Here is a 23,550-nt window from a genome sequence, read left to right on the forward strand (position 1 = left end):
TTTCTTTATTCGAAGAAGAAATATATCTATATTAATATTCATTTTGGAGCCACCCTTATGGGTGGCTTTTCATTTTATTGAAAACTATCCATGTATCAGGATAAATAAAAATGCTCCCAATAAATTGTTAGGGAGCATTATATTACTTTGTCTTAGCTTCTTCCATTGATACTTTGCGGAAATCCTTCATCAGCTTTTCTAGTGACAGAGAAGCTTTACGCGCCCTCATACCTGCTGCCTTGTTTCCGTTTTCAGCTTGAGCTGTTGAATCCGTTTTAAATGCTTCAAACTCTGCATTGATTTTTCCGATTAATTCTTTCATGTAGAAAAATAATTATATGATTAGAGGGCTAATGTAAGATTTTCCCATCTATTGTACAATAGAAGTTCGCCAAATATTGCCTTTGGAGTACCAATTCGTGCCATCATTTCACTTCCCTTTTCTGGTCTCTATACATTGGTTAAAAAACTAAATAATAATGAATAGAACAGAAAAAGACTTATCCTATTAAGGAGGTAGATGTCACGGAAGGTAATTCTAAATTACCTATTGCAGATGAAGGACGTCTGTTGTTTTATCAACTATTGACTTTTATTTTATTAGCAGCTGTTGATGTATATATTGTTCCACCTGGACAAAAGTATGGAACCAGAAAATCTCCTGAGAGGTTGTTAAATGAGGAGAAATTCCCGTTTACTATTATAAATAGTAACTGGAATAAAATAAGTATTAACATAGAAGGATTTCCTGTGTGTGGTGAATCTGGTTTGGGCTTTCCTCGCAAACAGGCATGTGGCCCAGGTTGGAAAGATCGGAAGTTAATTTGGATTGAACCATACAATAAATCCGGATATGTGTTAGGGGCAAAAAAATAAAGGATTAGGAGAATTGATTAAAATTCATTTTGCAATAGGTAATAGACCCAACATGGGCTAATATTCCTTATAAATCTACAGATAAATTCTGGCTCAGGTAATGATTGATACTACGGATTACTGTTTGACCAAATGTTGTAAGCCTGGATCATTTTTAATCCGATCATTTTCTTTGTCAATAATCAATGTAATATCCAGTTTGACCTGCCTGTAGTTTTCCTGAATTTCCTTTTTCATGGTATCTTCTCCTTGAGCATTCAGAAAGGATGTGATTTGCGGCATTTTCTGATATGTTTTGGTTTCAGAGGCAACTTTGGCATTATCAACAACGATTTCGCTGTGGAATATCTTCTGGTCAATGCGCTCGTCAAAATTATCCGATACTGCGCCTACGAACATTCCCTGAGTCAAAGTAGAAATTTTGGAGGCTGGTATGAGGCTGTCTAATTGGGTTGATATGGAGGTTGATGTATCATTCCTATTAATAGAGATACTTTGTCGTTTCTGTAGAACTTTGCCAAAACGTTCGGATAGGTTTTTGGCTGTTTCGCCAACGACCTGGCCGCTGAAGATGTTACCTACTGTGTTTTGTATTACCTTGGCTTCTTTATCCCCATAATCTCTTGTAAGCTGGGAAAAATCCTGAAATCCCAGACAAACGGCTACCTTATTGCTGCGGGCGGTGGCAATAAGGTTATCCAGTCCCCTGAAGTAAATTGTTGGGAGCTCGTCAATAATAACAGAACTTTTCAGCTGCCCTTTTTTATTGATGAGTTTTACAATACGGGAATTGTATAGTCCTAGTGCTGCGGAGTAAATACTTTGACGATCTGGGTTATTTCCAACACAAAGGATCTTAGGCTCTTCGGGATTATTAATATCCAGGGAAAAGTCGTCACCGGTCATTACCCAATAGAGTTGGGGAGAGATCATCCTTGACAAGGGAATTTTGGCAGATGCGATTTGTCCCTGCAGCTGATCTTGGGCGCCTCCCTCCCATGCATCCATGAAGGGTGATAGATAATTTTCCAGTTCCGGATATGACGTAAGAATGGTAAAAACATCTGCGTACTTCTTATTCAGAAGTTCTATCGCATGGGGGAACGTGCAGTATCTACCGTTTTCATAGATTTTTAAAAACCAGATAATGGCTGCCAGTAAGATAATTGGCGAGTCCACGAAAAAATCACCTTGTTTGGTTATCCACGACTTGTTTAAGTTGAGCATGATGGTATACGCTGATTCGTAGGCATCAGAAATATCGGTCATGAAGTTTGGGTTGATAGGATTACAGCGGTGGCTGCGGCGGGGATCATCAAAGTTGATTACATAGAACTTGGGCTTTACTTTGTATTTATCAACATGCTTTAAGAGATGGTTGTAAGCAATGGTGGAAAGATCATCGAATTTGAAGTCATAGATATACATTGAAAATCCTTTTTCAATGTGCTGCTTTATGTAATTGTTGACAACCGCATAGGACTTTCCCGATCCTGGAGTGCCTAGTACAATGGTAGCCCTGAAGGGGTTTACCACATTAATCCAGCCATCGTTCCATTTTCCCTTATAGTAAAATCTTGTAGGAAGATTAACTGAAAATTCGTTTTGCATCAACCTCGTTTCCTGCTGGAAGCTTTCATTTTCATTATTGAAAACATCCTCCATCAGGCTATTTTTGAGCAGTCGGCTCATCCACAGGCCAGAAACCATCAGGGCGATATAACCCACTGCAGTGGTCAGGATGTACAATAGTGTTGCCTGAGCGGTAGAAAGTTTCAGTAATGGGGTGTTCAGAAAGAAAAACAGAAGACCAATTGTAAGAACCATTAAAATTCTGCGCCAGTTGATCTTTTCATTCTTCACTCCTTTGGTTCCCAAACAGCTGAGGGCAAGGAGTACCAGGGCAAATGCTTTAGTGTAGAATGGAGTGGCAAATAAGCTGGCCGTTCTATTGAAATTGATAAGGATCTTTCCTATAACCTCCAACGTCCACCCATGCTCGACAAAGAATTCATAACAGAACCAATAAAAGTGCATCAGTACCAAAAGGATACTTACTGCCCGCATAAAGGCCATGATCTTGGCCAATCCTCTCAAATCATCTTCTCCTTGCATATTTTTAGCATTTATTTTCAGGAGAAGAAATTAGATGGTATCAGTACTGATGCTATTGTAATGGCTAGGGATGTCTAGCTGTGGCAGCTTTTTGCAAGCGTTAAGCGAAAATTTATGCTCGTAAAAAATTCATTACTTTTCCATGGAGGATGGATCTTTTAACTTGTAGAGAGTGTAAGGCGAGTATTATCCATGTGGAATACCTAAGATATATTGTATGAAATGTAGAAAAGGTGGTATTTTATTATACTTTTCCTTCAGATATCAAATCAGGATGTTGTTTTTCCTAAGAAGTATATAAAGCAGTAGGCATTTTGAGCAGTATCTGTCATGCTTTCCTTTAAAACTATGACTGATTCAAGATAAGAATATTAGAAATATCAGTATATTTATATCGTTACTAAGCCTTTGAAAAGCATACGTGCTGATCAATGGCTTTTTTTGCCTCTAACCCGATGCTTTATAAATTTTTATAAAGCATGAGACAATATATTAAAATTACGATCCTGCATAATAGCAGGGAATATAAGCTTCATATCCTCCAAACGACTGATGTGCGGGGAGATTTTATAACGTATAAGGTTCTTGAATCTTCCATGGCCTCTGAATTGCGTCTTCCCTGGGGTATGGAGATCTACCAGGTTAAAAAGACTCAGGAAATCCAGTTGGATTATAACTGCAGAAAGGTCTACCAGATTGCATTAACGCTGAAAATTTTTGAAGCCATACAGCAGGAACTGCGAAAAATTGGAAAGGAACCTCTGGTAGAATGCCAGGTTACGTTAAGCTCGTCAATTCCTACTGTTACCCAAATAAAAGGTAATAGTGAGCGTAGAAGCACTATAATTTGTAATTTATATAAAAATCCACTTTATGTGCTACGACAACTCCCTAAAAAAGACAGTTAAGCAAATTGAAGGTGCTGTCCCTTTTCCGTTAATTGTAAAAGAGAGTATATCCTGGGAGCCGACATTCCACAAAATTGGAATGTCTTATCCTGCCTGGCCGGTTATTTTTAATCACCATGGTGCGCGCTTAGAGGATTTTATATGGGGTCCAATACCCGAATCACTGGACACGATCGAAAAGATAAAAAATGAACGTCAGTTTTTCCTTAATGCCCGTAGTGAGAAGGTTCTAAAGAAAGGTACGCTTTGGAATGACATTAAACATCAACGCTGCCTTATTCCATCAGCCGCTTTTTTCGAATATCGATATCCTTTTAAAGATAAACCCAAGGAAGGATACTGCTATGCTATTAATCAGGGCGCCGACAAGATCTTTTTTATAGCCGGGCTTTGGAGCCTATCAAATTCCTGGGATGTAGATAAACCAGAGCCCATACCTACCTTTACGCTCCTTACACGGGATGCAAACAAAATCATGAGACAGATTCATAATGGAGGGAAAAACCCATTTCGGATGCCATTAATGCTTGCAGAGGATATGCTGGAACAGTGGCTGCAACCTGATCTGTCAGATGATAAGTTAAAAGAATTCCTCGATTTTTCCTTCCCGTCCGAAAGGCTGGAATACTGGCCGGTGAGTTCTGTACGGAAGCGCCATGAGGATAATGAAAGTGTATTGGAAAAGGTTGAATATTTAGGATTGCCTCCCATAGAAGCTTAAAGCTAGTGATCCGTGTGTCTTACCCAATGACTAATTATGAGCTTAGTTGTAGCCATTAACAGAAGATTCCAGTCCTATAAAGAGTACTGTTGTATTTTATGTTTTTTATGTTTTTGATTATCAGTTATTAATGTGTATTTTTTATTAATATTTAAAATATTTTTTCTAAATTTATAGTAGTGAAAATCATTTGCTTATCTCATTTGTTTGAGTAATCAACATTAAAAAAGCAGTGCTATGGACTGGAATAATCCCGATGCTTTCCCTGGGGAAAGTGAAGAAGAATATAATGCCCGGATAAGAGAAGAAAGTAAATCGGCCATGGGATTAATGTTTGTGATCTTAGGTATTTTTGTTTTTCTCTTAAAGATAGCATCCATTTTTGGGGTGTTCTTTTATGCCGGATTTTTACTGTCGCAAAGCTTTTGGGGTGAAGAAGCGGACAAAATTAAAATTTGGTCTTTTTCCATATTGTTTACCTACCTCATCTTCTGCATCATCTATTTCTTTAAAGGAACCATCATTGGGCTGCGGGCAAGAGAGCGGAAATTGTGGATATTTCCATGGACAGTCTGCGTGTTAATATGCTGTATTATTCCTGCATTTATAGTAAAATCGTTGATATCTGGACTGTTCAGTGTAACAGAAAGGTTCGGTGTATGGTGTATAGTACTTAGCTGGGGTGCATTTATACTTTTTTCATTGTACACCTATGGCCTGTATCAATTCAAAACACCTGCTGCACCAAAGATCCTGTACTGGAGCTATGCTTTGGGACTAAAAATATCCTTGTAATTGGGAGTCTTTAATAAAGGAGATGCCAAGAAAGGGACCAATGTATTCAGGTTAATCTACCCAAAAAGCTGAAATCGACATATTGCTAAATTCAATATTGCTTCCGGCTGTAAGGCATAAATTCAGTTTTCCGATTGCTTTAAATAATCAAGCATTTATACTATTATTGTAATTAAACCTTTTACATGGAGGTACTATTAGCTTTATACAACATACAAACAGTTCGATTTATTGATAATAGTGAGATTGAGCGCCATTATTTCTTTGACGACAAAATGCTGGCAGAAAATATTTTTATAGAATACTATGCAGCTGATCCGGTGGATACAGATGAAGATGAAATTATAGGGGGTAATATATCAAGCGATTTTCAAGGACGTGAGAATGGTAGTCTGTTATCTGTCGTAATGAAATACCAGGATACGTATCAGAACAAATATTACGATCTTGTAATGTATCGCAATGCTGTTGAGATAGGTACCCCTGTTTTGCTTATACAGACAATTATTTTCCTGGTTAAATTGATCGGAGATTCGCAGCCACTTAAAATTGTTGAATATTTGACCAGTATTGCAACTGATCCATTAATACCCCATCAAATAGAAGATATGGAATTTCGAGAGAGTGCGTATGAAATGATTAGGCTGAAACTTCAGATAATCCAGAATTTAATTAGTACCCATAAGGCCGGACGAAACTAAAAACCAGTAGAGTATGGCCTTTATTTCTTACATTAATTAGATTTTTGCTAAAGTAAAAACACATTTTGGGCTTATGAAATGTGAATTGAGGTTACCGAAGAATTTTAGAGAATTTTCCAGTGAGCCGATTATCTCGAATTTTGATAATTTAATTGATGCTGAAATAGAAATGGCAATAAAGGGAAAACTATTGTTTTCGCGTTATTCTACCGGAATTTTAACGGCCTCATTTGGTGGGATGACACCATAGGGTATTGGTGTGGTGAAATTTGGGTGCTCCGCAAGTATACTGTATCATTCTTTGCTGAACTTTGGAAGAATTAGCTGAGAAAATGAATTTTGAGTATGGGGAAGGAGAATGATTCCTTCAAAGAAAGATATGGCGATGAAAAAATTTGACTTAGTATTTTCGTGAATATTAGATAGGTTTATAGCATATCAAAAGATATTTATTGAGCTTTTTGTCACTCATCTATCTATTTCAATAAAACTCCCAAAAATGGACTACAAACAAAAATTAATTGAAATCCTTACTGCTCCTGAAGCAAGAAACTATTTAACCGAGGAGCAATTCCGGATTGTACGAAAGATTGACGATGGTATTAACTATGCCTGGGGCAATTGGGATGAGAAATTGCTAAGGAGTTATTACGCCGGCAATGTAAAGCCTGGTGATATTCCCGATGCTTTTGTAAAGGAATGGATTGAGAATGAAGATTTCGAGGCTGATGGTTATGATGTGAGGGGGTTGCAGGAAATTTTTAATTAAACACTTTTAATCGTACCAGCCACCTCATAAGGTGGCAGTGGAATTCAACGTGACTTGCAAACAAAATTAGAGGCTGCCGGTAAGATGTCGGTTTTTCAAGTAAGAATTGAATATTTGAAAGGGAAGGTAAAGAGATTTTTAGTTTTGTTTTCCACGTCTGCGTTTCTTTTTTTTCTTCTTCAATGATTCAGCATATTCCCATTCCTGCTGATCTATCCCCTGTGCTTCGGGCAATAATCCCCCTATAATCTCAATAAAACCGGGCTCACTAACCAATAATCCAGTTTCGGATTTATTCAGGAAGTCAAATAAACCAGTTGAACTTGTAGGTACCGAATGATCTTCTGATAGCACGTTGCCAGAAGTCGATTCTTTATCCCTTTTCATCCATAAATCAGTCCCATGGTCAGCTTTCCATAATTCATTAAAGACATTCGCTGAGAACTCTTTTCCCAGGCGAGAGCCGTTGTAAACGGTTTTGGAATTATGGTCTACGAACGTAACTCCGTAGATCCGTCCGGTGTCATTACGGCGAACAACGGTATTAATACCTTGTGAAGCTAAAAGCTTCTTAAAATCCTGCTCATTCCCTGCAGATTTCATTGCTGTGGCAATGATTTCGATAAGAGCAGGTTTAGCTTCATTTTTCTTCAGAAGTTCATTGCATTTGGTGAGATGCTTGTCCAGGGCCTGATAACCTGCGGCTTTACCGAAAAGAGATGCTTTGAACGGAGGGCTGGCTTTTTCTCCTCTAGAATCAAGGGCAAAATAAACCAGTCCTTTTTTGGCCTCTCCGTGCTGCTCTCCCTCTATTTTTTCGGTCGTTATATTGAAGAGGGAAAGCAGTGCGTTGTATTCACCCAACGTCTGATATTGATAATACTGGGGTAAATGCCTGACGACAGAAGCAATCTGACTCTTGATATTTCCATTTTCATAATTAACGGGACGGAATACTAAACCGCTATCATTTTTTTCTTCTTTCTCAGCCAGTGGCAATAGTCCATATTGGTTTTCAAGGTTACGGCAAACCTTCATGGATCGTACCTTCTCAAACTTATCAGAAATTTTCTTGCCCTCTTCATCCACGCAAACCGAAACAATATGAATGTGGGTGCGCTCTACATCGGTATGCTTAAAAATGACGAAGGGCTGGTCACCATAACCCATTTCTTGCATGTACTGCTGGGCCAGTTGCTTGAATTTTTCATCACTAACTGTATCCTTGGGATCAGGATTGAGCGAGATATGCAAGACCGGCTTTTCAGTGTTGCGGTTTGCTACCAAATAGGGTTCAAAGGAACGTGCTAATTGAGAAACGGTATATGATCCGTTAGGTGTTTCGAGCATCTTATGGGTGTACAAAATTTCTCCTTTCTCCTTATCCACTTTGAGCTGATTGTAGGATAGTGCCCCGTAGAGGCTACTGCCTCTGCCAATTTTTGCAATCATTTTCCTTCTTCTTTACCGATAAACTTCTGCTCAAACTCAGTGGTCAGTTCGATAATTTTCTTGCATAGGACCGCCATTTCCTTAGTCTCTTTTTCCAGTTTAAAGAGAAATGCTGCTGCTTTTTTCTCTGAAAAGTGACGGTATAATATCTTCACGACCTGGTTATAATTAACCCCTACAGATCTGAATTGCCCGTATAATGTGGTCAGTCTCATATAATAATCCATCGCCGCCTTATCGATTTTTACCGTCTTAATAGTCTTCTGAAAAATACAGGCGGTTATAAAGTGCGCCATAATTTTCATTCCTGACTTTTCAAAGAGGGAAAGGAAATGTGCATTTTCTTCTGCTGTAAGGCTGATGGAATAGCGGAAAATCGCAGGGTTATCTTTCGGTTTCCGTCCACCTTTCTTTTTCTCTTGATTCTTCATCTCATCCATAACTGTCCATTTTAATTAGTAAGAAACATCCGACTTCGGAGGATGTTTTAAGCCCCCGGCAGGGCAAGTGGTATTGAGCAGCGGAGAGAGTTTCGAGCAGCTCAATACACAACTTGCTGTTACCGGGTGGTAACAAAATCCGCCCTTCGGGACGGATTGATTATAGCTGGGAACAACCTATTTATGTTGTTTACATTCTTATCCACTATGCCGGATTGTTTTTGCATTATCCCTAGGGAAATATATTGATACAAAGTAAAAATTAATTGAAGAGAATACGGGTATGTGATACCCGGTCAAACACCTCCTTTGCGCGTCAAAGGCGGCCATGCAGGTGAGGGTCTGTACATATGTACATTCCTTTGTCCCTGAAAGCGGATGCAGAGATATACGGATGTTGGTACATAGATACCTGATTACGTGCATGGCTACAAGTGTAACTAGGTAGATAGAAGCATGAGCAGGCAGCTATGAGAGTATATGGGTATATGATTCCCTATTTCCATAGAGAGATATCAGCATACCTATATCTGTATTCAGGTAGATATGAACGTAGGTAGGTAAAAAATGACAGATGGGCATATCTGAATAAGTAAACAGGTATCTATATGCGGATACATTTAAAGAGGTAGGTAGTGAGGTATGTATACATTTCAGTACCTACTAAGTTGCAGGGATTTACTAGAAGCTAATTGTTATGAGTGAGCATAAGGGTGGGAAAATGAAGGAATGCTATAGGCTTGGTGAATGTTTACTGTATTATGGTGACTGTCTTTCTGAAATGAATAAGATCAGGGATGGAAGTGTTGACATGGTATTATGTGATCTGCCTTACGGAACCACGCAGTGTAAGTGGGATGTCAGGCTGCCTTTTGAGCAGCTGTGGAAGCAGTACCTAAGAGTTGTTAAAGAAAATGGAGCCATTGTTCTCTTTGGCACCGAACCTTTCAGCTCTCTGCTGAGATTGAGCAATTTAAAGCTGTTTAAATACGACTGGATCTGGGATAAAGTGAAAGGAACGGGCTTTTTAAATGCAAAGAAACAGCCCTTGCGTAATCATGAGATCATCAGTGTTTTCTATAAGAAACAATGTCATTACCATCCCCAGAAAACTACGGGACACCAAAAGAAGAAAAGCTTTAGGGCAAAACATCATCAAAGTGAAGTGTACGGAAAAATGACTGGTGAGAGCGTCTATGAAAGCACTGAAAGATATCCTCGGAGTATCCAGCGGGTATCCAGTGATACCCAAATAAGCAGCCTTCATCCGACGCAGAAGCCTATCCAGCTACTTGAGTATCTGATCAGGACCTATACGGATTTGGGTCAGACTGTTCTTGATAATTGTATGGGTTCCGGCTCAACGGGAGTAGCGTGCCAAAATACCGGACGCAAATTCATTGGCATAGAGAAAGATAAGAAGTATTTCAACATAGCGATAAACAGAATCACCGGAGTAATTAACAGCCGGGATTATTAACGAAAAATAGAAGAATTTATGAGAACAAAACAAAGACCTTTATTCATTGCTTTTTCATCTCAAAAAGGAGGTGTTGGCAAAAGTACTTTTACTGTGCTGGCAGCAGGGATACTGCATTACCGCCTGGGCTATAATGTAGCCGTTTTTGATGCTGATTTTCCCCAGCACAGTCTGATGAAAATGAAAGAACGTGATCTGGGCATGGTCATGGAGAATGAAATATTGAAGAAGCTTGCCTACAAGCAGTTTACGACAATTAACAAGAAGGCTTATCCCATTATTCAGCACAGAGCAGACGGGGTTCTGGAAGCTGCGCATGATTTCTCCGATTCTTCTGCAGTGCCACTGGATGTAATTTTTTTTGACCTTCCGGGTACAGTAAATACCCCGGGTATCCTTAAGGCATTGGCGGGGATGCACAACATCTTTACTCCTATAACGGCGGATCGCATTGTGATGGAAAGTACCCTGGTTTTTACCCAGCTGTTGCAGGATGTGATTATGAAGAATACGGAAACTTCCATTAAAACCATCAATTTATTTTGGAACCAGGTTGATGGCAGGGAAAGTACTCCTTTGTACGATGCTTACATCCGGGTGATTGATGAACTTGGTCTGAGTCTTATGAGAAGCCAGGTCAGAAGCAGCACCCGTTTTCGTAAAGAAAGTGAAGCCGGCGCTAAAACGGTGTTCCGAAGTACATTGATGCCCGCTGACGAGCGTTTAATGAAAACCTGCGGGTTGGATCTCTTTATGAATGAATTTTTGAGAATCACTGAATTGTAGGGTTATGGAAAAAGAAACTTCAAAAAAAGGAACCTCTGATATCAATGAAGAACTGATGATGAGTCTTATGGCTGGCGGTATACAAAAGGATGGGCTACAGCTTCCAACTCAGGCGCCAAAGGCAGGTCAAGATTCGGCAGTAGAAAAGTCTGCTGGCAGAGAAAAAATAAAAGTAAAAAAGCAATTAGACGCTGATTATGAAAGCCTGTTTTTCAAAAAAACGGATACGAATGCCAGGGATGGGAAAACGGTCTATATCCAGCCTGATTTCCACGAAAAATTATCCCGCATTGTCCAGGTTATCGGCGAGGATAAGCTGACCATATACACGTACCTGAATAATGTACTGGAGTATCATTTTCAGGAGTTTGGTGAACAGATCACCAAAAGTTTTAACGAGAAGTATAAACCTATTTTATAGCCATGGAAACTATGATACTGATATGCCTGGTGATTGTGATCCTTTTGTTATTGCATGATAAAATTGCTGTCAGAAAGGCTGTGTATAAAAAGGAACCGGAAGAAAGACCTTCCGTAGTGCCTGACATTTTGGGCAGAACCAAAAGTATTTCCCGCCATTCGTTGCCTGTGGTGGACAAAGCCGGCCAAAAGGAAAAAGGTGAAGGGTCTGCTGCTACCTTTGAATCAGAAACCGGCGGGAAACCTGCCGGGATTGAAATTCCGCAGGAAGAGCAGGAGGAAGTTTTCAGGGTGATGCCTGATTTTGAAGAAGAAGAGGAAGAATGGAGAATAGAGGGACTTCCGGGAGACAGCCAAGGTTTTGCTACAGGGGTTACCTTTGAGGAACTAAGCGCAGTTGGGATGCTGTTACAGAACGAGCAACCGGCAGCATCTGAAATTGAAAAAGCAGCGGGTATAGTTCTAAGGATACAGGGAACCGAGTTGCTGAGTCTCTTGGAAAGTTCAATGCACGGAGCATCGGAGAAGATTGCAAGGTTACTGGACCAAAGTATGGCCAGGGAAACGGCTTCCGGTTCTTCAACCATGCGGAATGGAGATCTGGGTCAATTTGACATCGGGGAGTTTGTCTGAAAGACAGCTCCCTTTTTAACTTTTAAAGAATTTTAGCATGGAACACAAGAAGCCTGTAAGGGTAATTGAAGACACTGAGTTTATAGTAAACATCGATAGATTGCAACTGGAAGAAAAAGCTAATCCTTATAATATCATCCTGTTTTCAAATATGAAGGAAACTGAAAATGGATACGAATTTGAATACTGCCGTTATGACAAAAACATTCCCCATTTTTTTCATTCCGATAATTCTGTTACTGTGCATTTACCTCCATTGAAAGAGTTGGACCCTGAAGGCATGGCCAGAAGGTATGATCTATCGGTGGATGACTTAAAAAGGAAGACTGATTTTGAAATTATGGTTGACCAGGCCGCCTACCACAAAAGGGTGGTAATGGGAATGCTTCCGACCTTTGATATCCGTGGACATCACTTTTTCGTAGACATCCGTATGGATATGCTGCGTCCTAAAGATGATTTTTTGTCGAAAGGAATTGTATTTTCTGAAGTAGAGGGGTATTATTTAGAGGAAAGCGAGAAATATTTAATTCCTTACAATCCCAAGACGCACGAGTTCCAGGCCCCTGTTTATGATGCCATAACAGAGTTTCCAAAGGATCTCATCGCCGTTGAAATTCCCTTGGAGCGTTACCTTGATCCCATAGGCTGGAACCGAATGTATGGGTTAGGGCAAAACACAGATTTAAAATGGCTGGATTTAAAATCACACCATACCGCGGTCATCGTTCCGTGGAAAGATACATTCCTGTCACCCATTGTAGAGGCTAATCTTCGCCGCGAACAAAGGCAGAAACCAAAGGAAGATCAGCCGTCTCTAAAGCCTAAAAGAAAAGGCCGAGGAATGTAGTACATGCCTCAGCAGTACTATCCCTGGGGTGACACCTGACTTAGGAACGAAATTTTATTCCCAGTCTCGCTATCACAACGAATATTGAACAGATTATTACGAAAATTGACAGCGTTTGCCGTCAGTAGGAATTAATAAATAGCTTTGCTTGCTGATTGTAGTATTAATGGGAATAACTATTAAAAGAACAGATTTTGTATTATATTAGGGTAATTGACAGCTCCTTTATCGCTCAGTTACTTTAACCCAGCTTACCACTGAGAAAACCCAAAGGAGACAAGAAACCTTATTTATTGGGCTTATTCTCATGAAAGCCCTGTATATCTGTAGACATTTACTTATGACGCGACTGATGCTCTGGGTACTTATTGCAGGAGTAGCCCTATTCGTATATTTTCCCGGCTGCCATATTTCTGATGATGATGGGCAATCGGCTAGGGAGCTATCAGGAGATAGTCTCCTCTCCTTTATTATAGGCAGGGAAGCGTTATCTCACGATACCATAGCAAAAGGAGCTCTGAGACGAGATTTGGCTTTATTTGAAGGTACAGGCCATAAAAAAAGACATCCTCTTTATTGTTATCTGAAAGGTTTGTGGTATGAACACTCAAAGGATAGGGACAGTGCCCTGTATTTCTACAATACAATGGCTTTCGACAGTCTAAATGTTGACCTGTACAGCTTACAGCAGTTTGCCATTTTCAAATTGTCTATTAGTGGAGATGGTGTTGTAAGTTCGGATGTACTCAGCAGTCTCCTTGGAGTGTGCAGAAGGGTTGAGAAAGGGAAAGGTATATTTCTTTATCGCCTTTATGATCTTCTAGCTCAAGCGTATTATTATAATGGGGATATTGCCCGATCAGTAGAATATACAGATCTTTATTTTCAAAACCATCCTTACAGAAACCAACCAGCTACCCGCCAAAGGTATTACGACATCTCCTTTATGCTGGCTGCCAAACTAGAGAATACTAAGTCCATGCAGAAACATCTTGACAGTGCCAGACATTATGCTGTCATTATTAATAACAATATGGCTCTTGCTCGTACCTATGATTTTGAATCGCAGCTGAATTCAATTTTAGGAAAAAGCGCGTTGGCATTAGAAAGCAGCAGAAAATTCATAGATTTTTTAAAATCGTCCAACAGCATGCGTACTTATGCACTGAACAACCTTGCTACCTGTTTTGTCCGTGATGGTCAGCCCGATTCGGCAATATGGTATTTTAAGCAGGCTATTTTATGGGCGCCGAAAGAACCTGGTGTAGACCTGTTTCCTGAATATCAGGGTCTACGGGAAGCCTATAAGAAAAAAGGAGATTATAAGAATGCTTTATTAATGGTGGATTCGGCCCTCGCCATTTTCAGGCGTAATACTGAGTTTATTCAGCATACCAAAATAGAGGAACTCCGGTCCAGGTACCAGGCAGAAAAAAAGGACCAGGCGATAGCGTCATTAAGGGTAAACAACTCCCTGAATGAGATGATTATTTCACAGCAGCGATGGATCTTCTTAGGCGCTTTTTTGCTTTTGCTTACCCTGGCACTTTATCTCTACACGACCTACAGAAGGAAGCTGCTCCGCGAAAAGAACGACCGTTTAATCATCCGGAACAAAAAACTGCAGATGGAACAGAAAGCCTTGCAGTTGCAGCTCAATCCCCATTTTGTGTACAATTGTATTGCTAACCTGCAGGGGCTTATCAGTAATGATAAGAAAAAAGAAGCCGATGTTTACCTGGTTACTTTTTCACATTTAATGCGCAATATGCTGGAGCTGAACCGACGTGATTATATTTCCCTCAAAGAGGAAACCGATGTTCTGGAAAATTATATTCTCCTTCAGCAGATGCGTTTCAAAGATACTTTTGAGTACCGTATTGATTTGGGAACTACAGATGTTGAGAATATACTCATCCCGCCAATGCTTTTGCAGCCTTTTGCTGAGAATTCCATAGAACATGGATTTAAGAACATTTCCTACAAAGGCATGCTGGAAATTATAATAGAAGAAACCGAGGGAAAACTGCACGTCAGAATATTGGATAATGGTTTTGGAATTGTTCCGCGGACCCATCCTGGCAAAAAATCATTGTCACGTACCATCATTCAGGAGCGGTTGAATGTCCTGTTTAATCAAAACAGCCGCTCCGCCTATTTTGAGGTAACAGAGAATCTGATTGATAAAAGGAAAGGCTATCAGGTTGACTTGTATATTCCATTATTAACTGTTTAATGATAAAACCATGACTGTTTATTTGCTGGAAGATGAAACCAATGTTTTAAAGCATCTCATGGCGCTGGTTGCCGACGTTCCTTATCTTAAGCTTATAGGATGGAGTGACACGGTGGAAAAGGGCAGACGGGAGATTGCCAGTTTTCAACCGGAACTTATACTTGCAGATATAGAACTGAAGGATGGCAACAGCTTTGAGGTATTTGGTAATTTAGATATTTCCGCAGATATTATTTTTATTACCGCTTATGACCGGTATGCTATTGACGCACTTAATATGGGAGCATTGGGATATTTGTTAAAACCCATTGATGCCAAGAATTTTACAGACACCATTGACAGGTGCTTCCGAAAGTCTGAAGCGTATAAATTCGATAAACGGCAGGTGGAGCTTTCGCTTACCCATTATTACGGTAAAAGTACCCTTCAGAGATTAGCGTTAAAAAGTACGGGACATACGCTGATTGTTAATATCGCTGATATTTTGTATTGTCATAGCGATAAGGGATATACCACTTTTTATTTGAGAAATGAGAAACCTTATATGGTTTCCAAGGTAATTAAGGAATATGAAGGACTGCTTCCTGTGGAAACATTTCTGCGTTGCCACCAGTCCTATCTGGTCAATGTGGCTTACATCAGCAAATATTATAAAGAAGGATACATTGTGATGACTAGTGGTGTTAAAATACCGGTATCTGCAAGAAAGAAAAGTTTTATCCAGGATTTCATAGAAAAAATGCGATGACACCTTAATTTTCCCAAGCAGAAGATTTCTTATCGCTTCAGAAGCGATACAACTACTTTTAATCTGGCGGGCTTTGCCCGCCTTTTTTTGTTCTTACTCCAAAGGTGTTTTTTCACCATCTTATTCCCCCTTATTAAAAACCGGCCAACATCCTCCTGGGTATTCCAGTGTTTTCAATGCTGTTTACTTCGTGTCTTGCGCACATCGATAGATTTTCCTCTGTTTACATTTTTTTTTTAGTGTATTGAACCGGACAATTCCGGACAAAGCTATCCTCTGATAGACGCTACGGCAGCGGTTCCTGGTTTCCATGGCATTTTTGTCGTGACAACTGCAAAGCGCAGTATTCGCAAACGAAAAAGCATTTTAAACATGGAAAAACTAAGAAAAAAAAAGCTGCTCACAGGGCTCATGCTCTTAGCCGCAGCTACAACCTATGCGCAGGGAAATGGGTCTGCTGGCATCAATGAAGCGACGCAAATGGTCACCTCCTATTTTGATCCTGCAACAAAACTCATCTACGCCATTGGCGCGGTGGTGGGGTTGATCGGTGGTGTTAAGGTGTACAATAAATTCAGCAGCGGAGACCCCGATACATCAAAGACTGCCGCCAGTTGGTTTGGCGCCTGTATCTTTTTGATTGTGGCTGCTACCATTCTAAGATCCTTCTTCCTTTAAGCTCGTCACCATGTCAGAGTTTAAAATAAATAAAGGAATCGGCAGAACGGTGGAGCTGTATGGACTGAAGGCCCAATACCTGTTTGTCTTTGCTGGTGGGCTATTAGCAGCACTTATTCTGGTGATGGTATTGTACATGGCAGGGGTATCACCTTATGTCTGTATAGGAACAGGAGCTGTTAGCTGTAGCTTGATTGTGTGGCAGACTTTCCATTTGAATAGAAAATACGGGCAGCATGGAATTATGAAGCTTGGCGCCAGAAAAAAGCACCCCAAATATATTCTCTCCCGCAAAGCCATCATCCGGTATTTCCACTCAACACAGAAAAGTTAACCCAATGAAAAACACATTAAAATCAGCGACCCTGGAAAGCATGTTTCCATTGCTGGCTTTTGAGCAGGGATTTTTAATCTCTAAGGAAGCAGATATTACCGCCTGTTTTAAAGTTCGGCTTCCTGAGATTTTTACCGTCGGTACTGAGGAGTATGAAACGATCCATTCTACCTGGCATAAGGCTGTTAAGACACTGCCTGATTATACGGTAGTCTGCAAGCAGGATTGGTTTATCAAAGAGGACTACCAACCTGAACTTGATCGTGAAGACCAAAGTTTTTTGGGTCGCAGCTATCAGTTGCATTTTAACGAGCGCCCTTTCTTAAATCACTATTGTTATCTCTACCTCACAGCAACCACCAGGGATAGGATGCGCAAGCAAAGCAACTTTTCATCGCTTTGCCGTGGATCACTGGTCCCGAAAGTACGCCTGGATAGTGAAACCCTATATCGTTTTGCGGAAGCTGTCAGCCAGTTTGAGCGAATTATTAATGACAGTGGCCTATTGTCCATGGTAAGAATGGGTGAGCAGGAATTGCTGGGTGATGGAAAAGAGCAGGGACTCTTATCTAAATACCTGACTTTATCAACTGGCAGTACGGGTGTACTACAGGACTTGTATCTGGGTGGGGAAGAAATGCGGGTTGGCAATAAGCGGCTATGCTTACATACTTTGTCTGATACCGACGATTTACCGGCATCGGTAAGCTCCGAAAGACGGCATGAAAAATTATCCACTGATCGTAGTGACAGCATGTTATCCTTTGCGGCGCCGGTTGGACTTCTTTTGAGCTGCAACCATATCTATAACCAATATCTTTTTATAGATAACAGTGAAGATAACCTTCAGAAGTTTGAGAAGACCGCCCGTAATATGCACTCCCTTGGCAGGTATAGCCGGAGTAACCAGATTAACCGGGAGTGGATAGAAAACTATCTTAACGAGGCTCACTCCTATGGGCTGCCTTCCATCCGTGCCCATTTCAATGTGATGTGCTGGGCTGAGGATGCACTTGAGCTCAAGCAGGCAAAGAATGATACTGGAAGCGCCCTGGTACAGATGGACTGTGTACCGCGGCATAATACCAGTGATGTAGCAACGCTATACTGGGCCGGTATTCCCGGCAATGCCGGGGATTTTCCCAGTGAGGAAAGCTTCTACACGTTCATGGAACCAGCGTTATGCCTGTTCAGTGGTGAAACCAATTACAGGGATTCTCCCTCTCCCTTTGGGATCAAGATGTCTGATCGGCTGACCGGAAAGCCTGTTCATGTTGACCTTTCGGATTGGCCCATGAAAAAAGGGATCATTACCAACCGCAACAAATTTGTGCTGGGTCCCTCGGGCAGCGGGAAGTCTTTTTTCACCAATCATATGGTGGAGCAGTACTACCAGCAGGGCGCCCATGTCCTTCTGGTAGATACCGGAAACTCCTACCAGGGGCTATGTGAGCTTATCAAAGGAAAAACGAAAGGGAAGGATGGTGTTTATTTCACCTATACGGAAGATAATCCCATCTCCTTTAATCCTTTTCATACCGACGATCGGGTATTTGATATTGAAAAAAAAGAGAGTATTAAAACCCTTATCCTCACGCTATGGAAGCGGGATGACGAGCCGCCGACCCGCTCGGAGGAAGTGGCATTATCGAACGCGGTTAACCTCTACATTGATTACCTGAAAAAAGATCCTGCCCATCTACCGTCTTTTAATGGCTTCTATCAGTATGTGCGGGATGTGTACAGTCAAATCCTGGAAGAGAAAAAAGTGAGGGAAAAGGATTTTGACCTGGTTAATTTCCTGAATGTTTTGGAACCCTATTATAAAGGGGGCGAATATGACTATCTCCTCAACTCTGATAAGCAATTAGACCTTCTTTCCAAACGCTTCATTGTTTTTGAAATTGATGCGATTCGCGAGCATAGAATTCTGCTGCCTATTGTAACGATTATCATTATGGAGGTCTTCATTAATAAGATGAGAAGACTCAAAGGAATCCGTAAGATGATTTTAATTGAGGAAGCCTGGAAAGCTATTGCCAAAGAGGGTATGGCGGAATATATAAAGTACCTTTTTAAAACGGTCAGGAAGTATTTTGGAGAAGCCATTATTGTTACCCAGGAGGTTGATGATATTATCCACTCTCCAATTGTTAAGGAATCCATTATCAATAATTCTGATTGCAAGATCCTTCTGGATCAGCGCAAATACATGAATAAGTTCGACGACATCCAAAAAATGTTGGGCTTGACGGAAAAACAAAGAGGGCAGATTTTGTCGATTAATCAGAACAATGATCCTTCCCGCTTATATAAAGAAGTATGGATTGGGCTTGGAGGAACCCACTCCGCCGTCTATGCCACAGAAGTTAGCGCAGAGCAGTATTTAGCCTTTACCACAGAGGAAACGGAAAAACTTGAAGTCATGCAGCTTGCCGCGCAGCTTGGAGGCGACGTTGAAGCGGCTATTCGCCAGATTGCCGCTTCAAAGAAAGAAAACAACAGTTAAAAATTCAAACAAAAATTTATTCAATGAAAAAGTTAATCCTGATGCTTTGTGCCATCATCTTTTTGGGCACGACATCACTTAAAGCGCAGTTCGTCGTAACGGACCCCGGTAACCTGTTTTCAGGTATTATCAACAGTGCTAACGAGATTATTCAGACCTCTTCGACGGTATCTAATGTTCTGAAAAATTTTAAGGAGGTAGAGAAGGTATATAGCCAGGGAAAGGAGTATTATGACAAATTAAAGAAGATCAATAACCTGGTGAAAGATGCCCGCAAAGTACAGCAGACAGTTCTGATGGTTGGTGATATTTCGGAAATGTATGTGACCAATTTTGGGAAGATGATTAATGATCCCCATTTCAGCCCGCAGGAGATCACTGCTATTGCTTTTGGATACTCTCAGCTTTTGAAAGAGAGTTCCGGGCTTTTAAAAGATCTCAAACAGATTGTGGGTAATACCGGGCTTGAAATGAATGATAAGGAACGTATGGACCTCATTGACAAGGTATACAACGAAGTCCGTGAGTATTATAAGCTTGTACGCTATTATACCAATAAGAATGTATCGGTGAGCTACCTGAGAGCTAAGAAAGAGAATGACGGCGCCAGGGTATTACAGCTCTATGGTACAGATAAATTGAGATACTGGTAAACTTCAGCCTTATGTTACTACAAATAGAATTTGAGAGCCTGCACGAAGTGCTTCGCGCTCTATATGACGAGATGATGCCGCTATGTTCGCAAATGTCGGGAGTGGCAAGAGGTATTGCAGGATTGGGAGCATTGTTTTATGTGGCCTTTAGGGTGTGGCAGGCACTTGCCCGCGCCGAACCGATCGACGTATATCCACTGCTGCGTCCTTTTGCTGTCGGTATCTGTGTGATGTTTTTCCCTGTGATCGTTCTGGGTACAATAAACAGTGTTCTGAGTCCTATCGTCACAGGTACGCATGGAATGCTCGAAGGCCAAACCCTGGATCTCCATAAGCTACAGTCCCAAAAGGACCAGCTGGAAAAGGAAGCACTGCTGCGGAACCCTGAAACGGCTTTTCTTTCTTCCAATGAAGAATTTGATAAGAAGCTGGATGAGCTGGGATGGTCACCTTCGGATATAGCAGCTATGGCAGGGATGTATATCGAGCGGGCTTCCTACAACCTTGAAAAGCAGATACGGGACTGGTTCCGTGAGCTGGTGGAGATTCTCTTTGAGGCGGCTGCCCTGGTGATTGATACCATACGGACATTTTTCCTGATTGTGCTATCGATTCTCGGACCCATTGCATTTGCGATATCGGTATGGGATGGTTTCCAATCCAATCTTACCCAGTGGATATCGAGGTATATCGGGGTGTATTTATGGCTCCCTGTTGCCGATCTTTTTAGCACCATGCTCGCAAAGATACAGGGACTGATGATCGAAAAGGATATCGAGCAGCTTGCTGATCCCAATTTTATTCCTGATGGTTCGAGCGTTGTCTACATCATCTTCATGCTCATTGGCATTGTCGGCTACTTTACGATTCCAACGGTTACGAGCTGGATTATTCAGTCGGGAGGTATGGGAAGTTTCGGTCGGAATATGAGCCAATCTGCACGCAAGGCGGGTAGTGTGGCCGGTGCGGGTGCCGGAGCTGTTGCAGGAAATATTGCAGGACAAGCAGGTCAGGTTAAAGGTGAACTCTTAAGCAAGAAGTAGCCACTCGCCTCAATATGTAAGGACGGCCGGAAGGGTTACTAATGCTTTATTCCAGGAAATATACCTTCTCTATACCTGAAGTGGTATCAATCCCTGCGGATGAATCAAGTACCCCAACCGGCCTTTTTAATCTTAAACAACGATACTATGGAATTCAAAATATTAAGAAACATTGAAAACAGCTTTAAACAGATCAGACTGTTTTCTTTCCTGTTTGCGGGATTGTGTTTAGCAGTGACGGCTTTTGTTATCTGGAAATCCTATGAATTCGCTGAGAAGCAGCGTCAGAAGATCTACGTACTGGATAATGGAAAATCCCTGATGTTAGCGCTCTCACAGGATGCGAAGATCAACAGGCCGGTAGAGGCGCGTGAGCACATCAGAAGATTTCACGAGCTTTTTTTTACCCTGGCGCCCGATAAAAGTGCTATAGAAAATAATATGAAGCGTGCCTTCCTGTTATCCGATAAAAGCACGTTCAACTACTACAAAGACCTTTCGGAAAAAGGTTACTATAATCAAATCATTTCAGGAAATGTGATTCAGCGGTTAGAAATAGACAGTATCCGCTGCAACTTTGATCACTATCCCTACGCGGTCCAAACATATGCTAGACAGTATATTACCAGAAGCAGTAGTATCACGGAAAGAAGTTTAGTTACTTCCTGTATCCTGATCAATTCGGTCAGGTCTGATACCAATCCACAAGGCTTCATTATCGAAAAATTTACGGTTTTGGCTAATAAAGACTTGCAGGTAGTAGACCGCTAATCTATTCAACTAAAAAATAGGAATACCATGAAGAGTTTAAGAAATAGGGTGGACACCTGGCAGGCAGGTATACAAAGCTACTGCAATAGCCTAACCCACCGCCAGCGACGCAGATTCATCCTGATTATATCCGTTATATATCTGTTAATGGCCATCGCTACGATGGTGTGGATTTATCTGGATGCCCAAAGTGGGAAGAAAGCGGGAGGCGAGATTGATCATATTGTCAATCCGCTGCAGAAAAGTAAAAAAGTAGCCTTTATGACTACCGGTTATAACAGAAAAACAGATCATTATTATGGAAAAGGAAAAGAAAAACACGGTACTCATCCATGAGACGGGTGATCAAAATAGCATAAAGGCAGAGAGAACCGGCGGGAAGAAACCGGATTTTAAGAAAGTCACGGTCTACGCCCTTCTTGCAATTGCTTGTGCAGGATGTTTATACCTTATTTTCCGGCCTGCCGAAAATAAAGCCATTGCTGAAGTGGGGTTGAATAATGCTGTTCCGCAGGCCAATGATGCCGGTTTACTCGGTGATAAGGAGAAAGCGTATGAACAGGAGCTTCTTGAAAAAAAGCAGAATGAAAGGAAGAATGCCATGCTGGCATTGTCGGATTACCTGAATAAACAAGACAGTACTGCTCCTGAAAGTCCATTGATGGGGCAAGGTAGCGTTCCCCGTGCCAATCCTGCTCTCAGTGGCAGGCAGAATTATGACGAGATACAAAATACCCTGGGAAGCTTCTACCATGACGACAATCAGAATGAAGCACTACGAAAGGAAATCCGGGAATTGAAAAGAGAAAAAGCCAATGCTCTTTCCTCTCCGGACCCAGTAGTCAATGACCCTATTGCCATGATGGAGAAATCCTATCAGATGGCTGCCAAGTATCTGCCGCAGGTTATGCCTCAGCAAAAAATACCTGCCCCGGATACAATAAGGCAACAAACTATTCCTAAACGGTATATTGAACCTGTCTATACTACGGAGAAGAATGTCGTGTCCTCGCTGACCCAAAAGGGCGAGCAGACGGATCAGGAATTTGAGGCTTCGGTATTGAATGGACAGCAGGAACGCTTTTTCAATGGCCATTCTGTAAATAGGGTTGCCCCCACTAAAATGGTGTCCAATAGCATTCATGCCTGTATTCACCGGACACAAACTATTACAGCAGGCAGCAGTGTGGCTCTGCGTCTTTTACAAGGGATACGGATTGGCGGGATAGGCATACCACCTGGTACACTTCTTACCGCAAGAGCAGGGATCAGAGATGGAAGGCTGGGACTGGAAATAAGTTCAGTGGAGTATAAAGGCAATATCCTTCCCGTGGAAATTTCCGCCTATGACCTGGATGGGCAATTGGGGCTTAACCTGCCTTATACACCGGATGTTAATGCGATGAAGGAAATCGCATCGGGTATGAGCAGTTCCGCCGGAACCAACATCGTGCTAAGCAGCTCCACAGGGCAGCAGCTCATCTCTGATCTCACGAAAGGAGTAGTACAGGGAACTACGGGATATCTGGCCAAAAGGATCGGTACCCCTAAGATTACGGTAAAAGCAGGATACCTTCTTTTTCTGCTCCCTAAAAACAATAAGAACAACTAGAACCAACCATTAAAAAACAA

Annotated in this window: 24 protein-coding genes; 20 read left to right on the forward strand and 4 right to left on the reverse strand. The window is 41.3% G+C overall.

Annotated elements, in window-relative coordinates; translation table 11 throughout:
* Positions 1-142: 142 nt before the first annotated feature.
* Both ACTJIP_RS08680 and mobC read right to left on the reverse strand, forming a co-directional pair.
* A complete protein-coding gene (locus tag ACTJIP_RS08680) occupies positions 143-322 on the reverse strand; it encodes a histone H1 (RefSeq protein ID WP_440704391.1) in 180 nt (59 codons plus the stop codon).
* A 671-nt stretch (positions 323-993) separates the two neighbouring features.
* On the reverse strand, positions 994-2,991 hold the full coding sequence (gene mobC, locus ACTJIP_RS08685) for a conjugal transfer protein MobC (protein WP_440704392.1): 1,998 nt from the start codon (positions 2,989-2,991) through the stop codon (positions 994-996).
* 479 nt (positions 2,992-3,470) lie between these two features.
* Here mobC and ACTJIP_RS08690 point away from each other — a divergent pair, with 479 nt between their 5' ends.
* From ACTJIP_RS08690 to ACTJIP_RS08710, 5 genes are all read left to right on the forward strand, one after another.
* On the forward strand, positions 3,471-3,899 hold the full coding sequence (locus ACTJIP_RS08690; RefSeq protein ID WP_440704393.1) for a hypothetical protein: 429 nt from the start codon (positions 3,471-3,473) through the stop codon (positions 3,897-3,899).
* The gene (locus ACTJIP_RS08695) at positions 3,865-4,620 is read left to right on the forward strand and encodes an SOS response-associated peptidase (RefSeq protein WP_440704394.1); all 756 of its coding nucleotides are present in this window, start codon (positions 3,865-3,867) and stop codon (positions 4,618-4,620) included. The genes ACTJIP_RS08690 and ACTJIP_RS08695 overlap by 35 nt, the downstream gene beginning before the upstream one ends.
* Before the next feature lie 237 nt (positions 4,621-4,857).
* A complete protein-coding gene (locus ACTJIP_RS08700; protein WP_440704395.1) occupies positions 4,858-5,415 on the forward strand; it encodes a hypothetical protein in 558 nt (185 codons plus the stop codon).
* Between the two features lie 185 nt (positions 5,416-5,600).
* Complete coding sequence (locus ACTJIP_RS08705; protein WP_440704396.1) at positions 5,601-6,116, forward strand: hypothetical protein; 516 nt, start codon at positions 5,601-5,603, stop codon at positions 6,114-6,116.
* 499 nt (positions 6,117-6,615) lie between these two features.
* On the forward strand, positions 6,616-6,885 hold the full coding sequence (locus tag ACTJIP_RS08710; RefSeq protein WP_440704397.1) for a hypothetical protein: 270 nt from the start codon (positions 6,616-6,618) through the stop codon (positions 6,883-6,885).
* Positions 6,886-7,023: 138 nt separating this feature from the next.
* Here the strand turns inward: ACTJIP_RS08710 and mobB are convergent, their stop codons facing one another.
* Positions 7,024-8,337 (reverse strand): conjugal transfer protein MobB, encoded by a 1,314-nt coding sequence (mobB, locus tag ACTJIP_RS08715; RefSeq protein ID WP_440704398.1) that lies wholly within the window; start codon positions 8,335-8,337, stop codon positions 7,024-7,026.
* On the reverse strand, positions 8,334-8,777 hold the full coding sequence (gene mobA / locus ACTJIP_RS08720) for a conjugal transfer protein MobA (RefSeq protein WP_440704399.1): 444 nt from the start codon (positions 8,775-8,777) through the stop codon (positions 8,334-8,336). Before mobA ends, mobB begins: the two co-directional genes overlap by 4 nt.
* A gap of 697 nt (positions 8,778-9,474) precedes the next feature.
* Here mobA and ACTJIP_RS08725 point away from each other — a divergent pair.
* The 15 genes from ACTJIP_RS08725 (at position 9,475) to traM (ending at position 23,530) form a co-directional block, all read left to right on the forward strand.
* Positions 9,475-10,257, forward strand: coding sequence for a DNA-methyltransferase (locus ACTJIP_RS08725; protein WP_440704400.1), 783 nt, complete (start codon positions 9,475-9,477; stop codon positions 10,255-10,257).
* 18 nt (positions 10,258-10,275) lie between these two features.
* Positions 10,276-11,043, forward strand: a complete 768-nt coding sequence (locus ACTJIP_RS08730) for a ParA family protein (protein WP_440704401.1) — start codon at positions 10,276-10,278, stop codon at positions 11,041-11,043.
* A gap of 4 nt (positions 11,044-11,047) precedes the next feature.
* Positions 11,048-11,464 carry a DUF3408 domain-containing protein gene (locus tag ACTJIP_RS08735; protein ID WP_440704402.1) on the forward strand — a complete coding sequence of 139 codons (417 nt, stop codon included), beginning with the start codon at positions 11,048-11,050 and terminating at the stop codon, positions 11,462-11,464.
* Between the two features lie 2 nt (positions 11,465-11,466).
* On the forward strand, positions 11,467-12,096 hold the full coding sequence (locus ACTJIP_RS08740) for a conjugal transfer protein TraD (RefSeq protein WP_440704403.1): 630 nt from the start codon (positions 11,467-11,469) through the stop codon (positions 12,094-12,096).
* Positions 12,097-12,133: 37 nt separating this feature from the next.
* The gene (locus ACTJIP_RS08745) at positions 12,134-12,946 is read left to right on the forward strand and encodes a hypothetical protein (RefSeq protein ID WP_440704404.1); all 813 of its coding nucleotides are present in this window, start codon (positions 12,134-12,136) and stop codon (positions 12,944-12,946) included.
* A gap of 340 nt (positions 12,947-13,286) precedes the next feature.
* Positions 13,287-15,182 (forward strand): histidine kinase, encoded by a 1,896-nt coding sequence (locus ACTJIP_RS08750; RefSeq protein WP_440704405.1) that lies wholly within the window; start codon positions 13,287-13,289, stop codon positions 15,180-15,182.
* A gap of 10 nt (positions 15,183-15,192) precedes the next feature.
* Positions 15,193-15,930 carry a LytR/AlgR family response regulator transcription factor gene (locus ACTJIP_RS08755; RefSeq protein WP_440704406.1) on the forward strand — a complete coding sequence of 246 codons (738 nt, stop codon included), beginning with the start codon at positions 15,193-15,195 and terminating at the stop codon, positions 15,928-15,930.
* 372 nt (positions 15,931-16,302) lie between these two features.
* Positions 16,303-16,608, forward strand: a complete 306-nt coding sequence (locus ACTJIP_RS08760; protein ID WP_440704407.1) for a DUF4134 domain-containing protein — start codon at positions 16,303-16,305, stop codon at positions 16,606-16,608.
* Between the two features lie 10 nt (positions 16,609-16,618).
* Positions 16,619-16,942: a DUF4133 domain-containing protein gene (locus ACTJIP_RS08765; protein WP_440704408.1), complete on the forward strand. Its 324-nt coding sequence runs from the start codon at positions 16,619-16,621 to the stop codon at positions 16,940-16,942.
* Between the two features lie 4 nt (positions 16,943-16,946).
* Positions 16,947-19,451, forward strand: coding sequence for a TraG family conjugative transposon ATPase (locus ACTJIP_RS08770; protein WP_440704409.1), 2,505 nt, complete (start codon positions 16,947-16,949; stop codon positions 19,449-19,451).
* 23 nt (positions 19,452-19,474) lie between these two features.
* Positions 19,475-20,104 carry a DUF4141 domain-containing protein gene (locus ACTJIP_RS08775; RefSeq protein WP_440704410.1) on the forward strand — a complete coding sequence of 210 codons (630 nt, stop codon included), beginning with the start codon at positions 19,475-19,477 and terminating at the stop codon, positions 20,102-20,104.
* A 23-nt stretch (positions 20,105-20,127) separates the two neighbouring features.
* Positions 20,128-21,147, forward strand: a complete 1,020-nt coding sequence (gene traJ / locus ACTJIP_RS08780; RefSeq protein ID WP_440704558.1) for a conjugative transposon protein TraJ — start codon at positions 20,128-20,130, stop codon at positions 21,145-21,147.
* A 147-nt stretch (positions 21,148-21,294) separates the two neighbouring features.
* On the forward strand, positions 21,295-21,918 hold the full coding sequence (traK, locus tag ACTJIP_RS08785) for a conjugative transposon protein TraK (RefSeq protein ID WP_440704411.1): 624 nt from the start codon (positions 21,295-21,297) through the stop codon (positions 21,916-21,918).
* 27 nt (positions 21,919-21,945) lie between these two features.
* Entirely contained in the window at positions 21,946-22,254 is a 309-nt protein-coding gene (locus ACTJIP_RS08790) for a hypothetical protein (RefSeq protein ID WP_440704412.1), read from the forward strand.
* On the forward strand, positions 22,217-23,530 hold the full coding sequence (traM, locus tag ACTJIP_RS08795) for a conjugative transposon protein TraM (protein WP_440704413.1): 1,314 nt from the start codon (positions 22,217-22,219) through the stop codon (positions 23,528-23,530). The genes ACTJIP_RS08790 and traM overlap by 38 nt, the downstream gene beginning before the upstream one ends.
* The last annotated feature ends 20 nt before the right edge of the window (positions 23,531-23,550 follow it).

This window comes from Chryseobacterium sp. 22543, assembly GCF_052044565.1.
GTDB lineage: Bacteria > Bacteroidota > Bacteroidia > Flavobacteriales > Weeksellaceae > Chryseobacterium.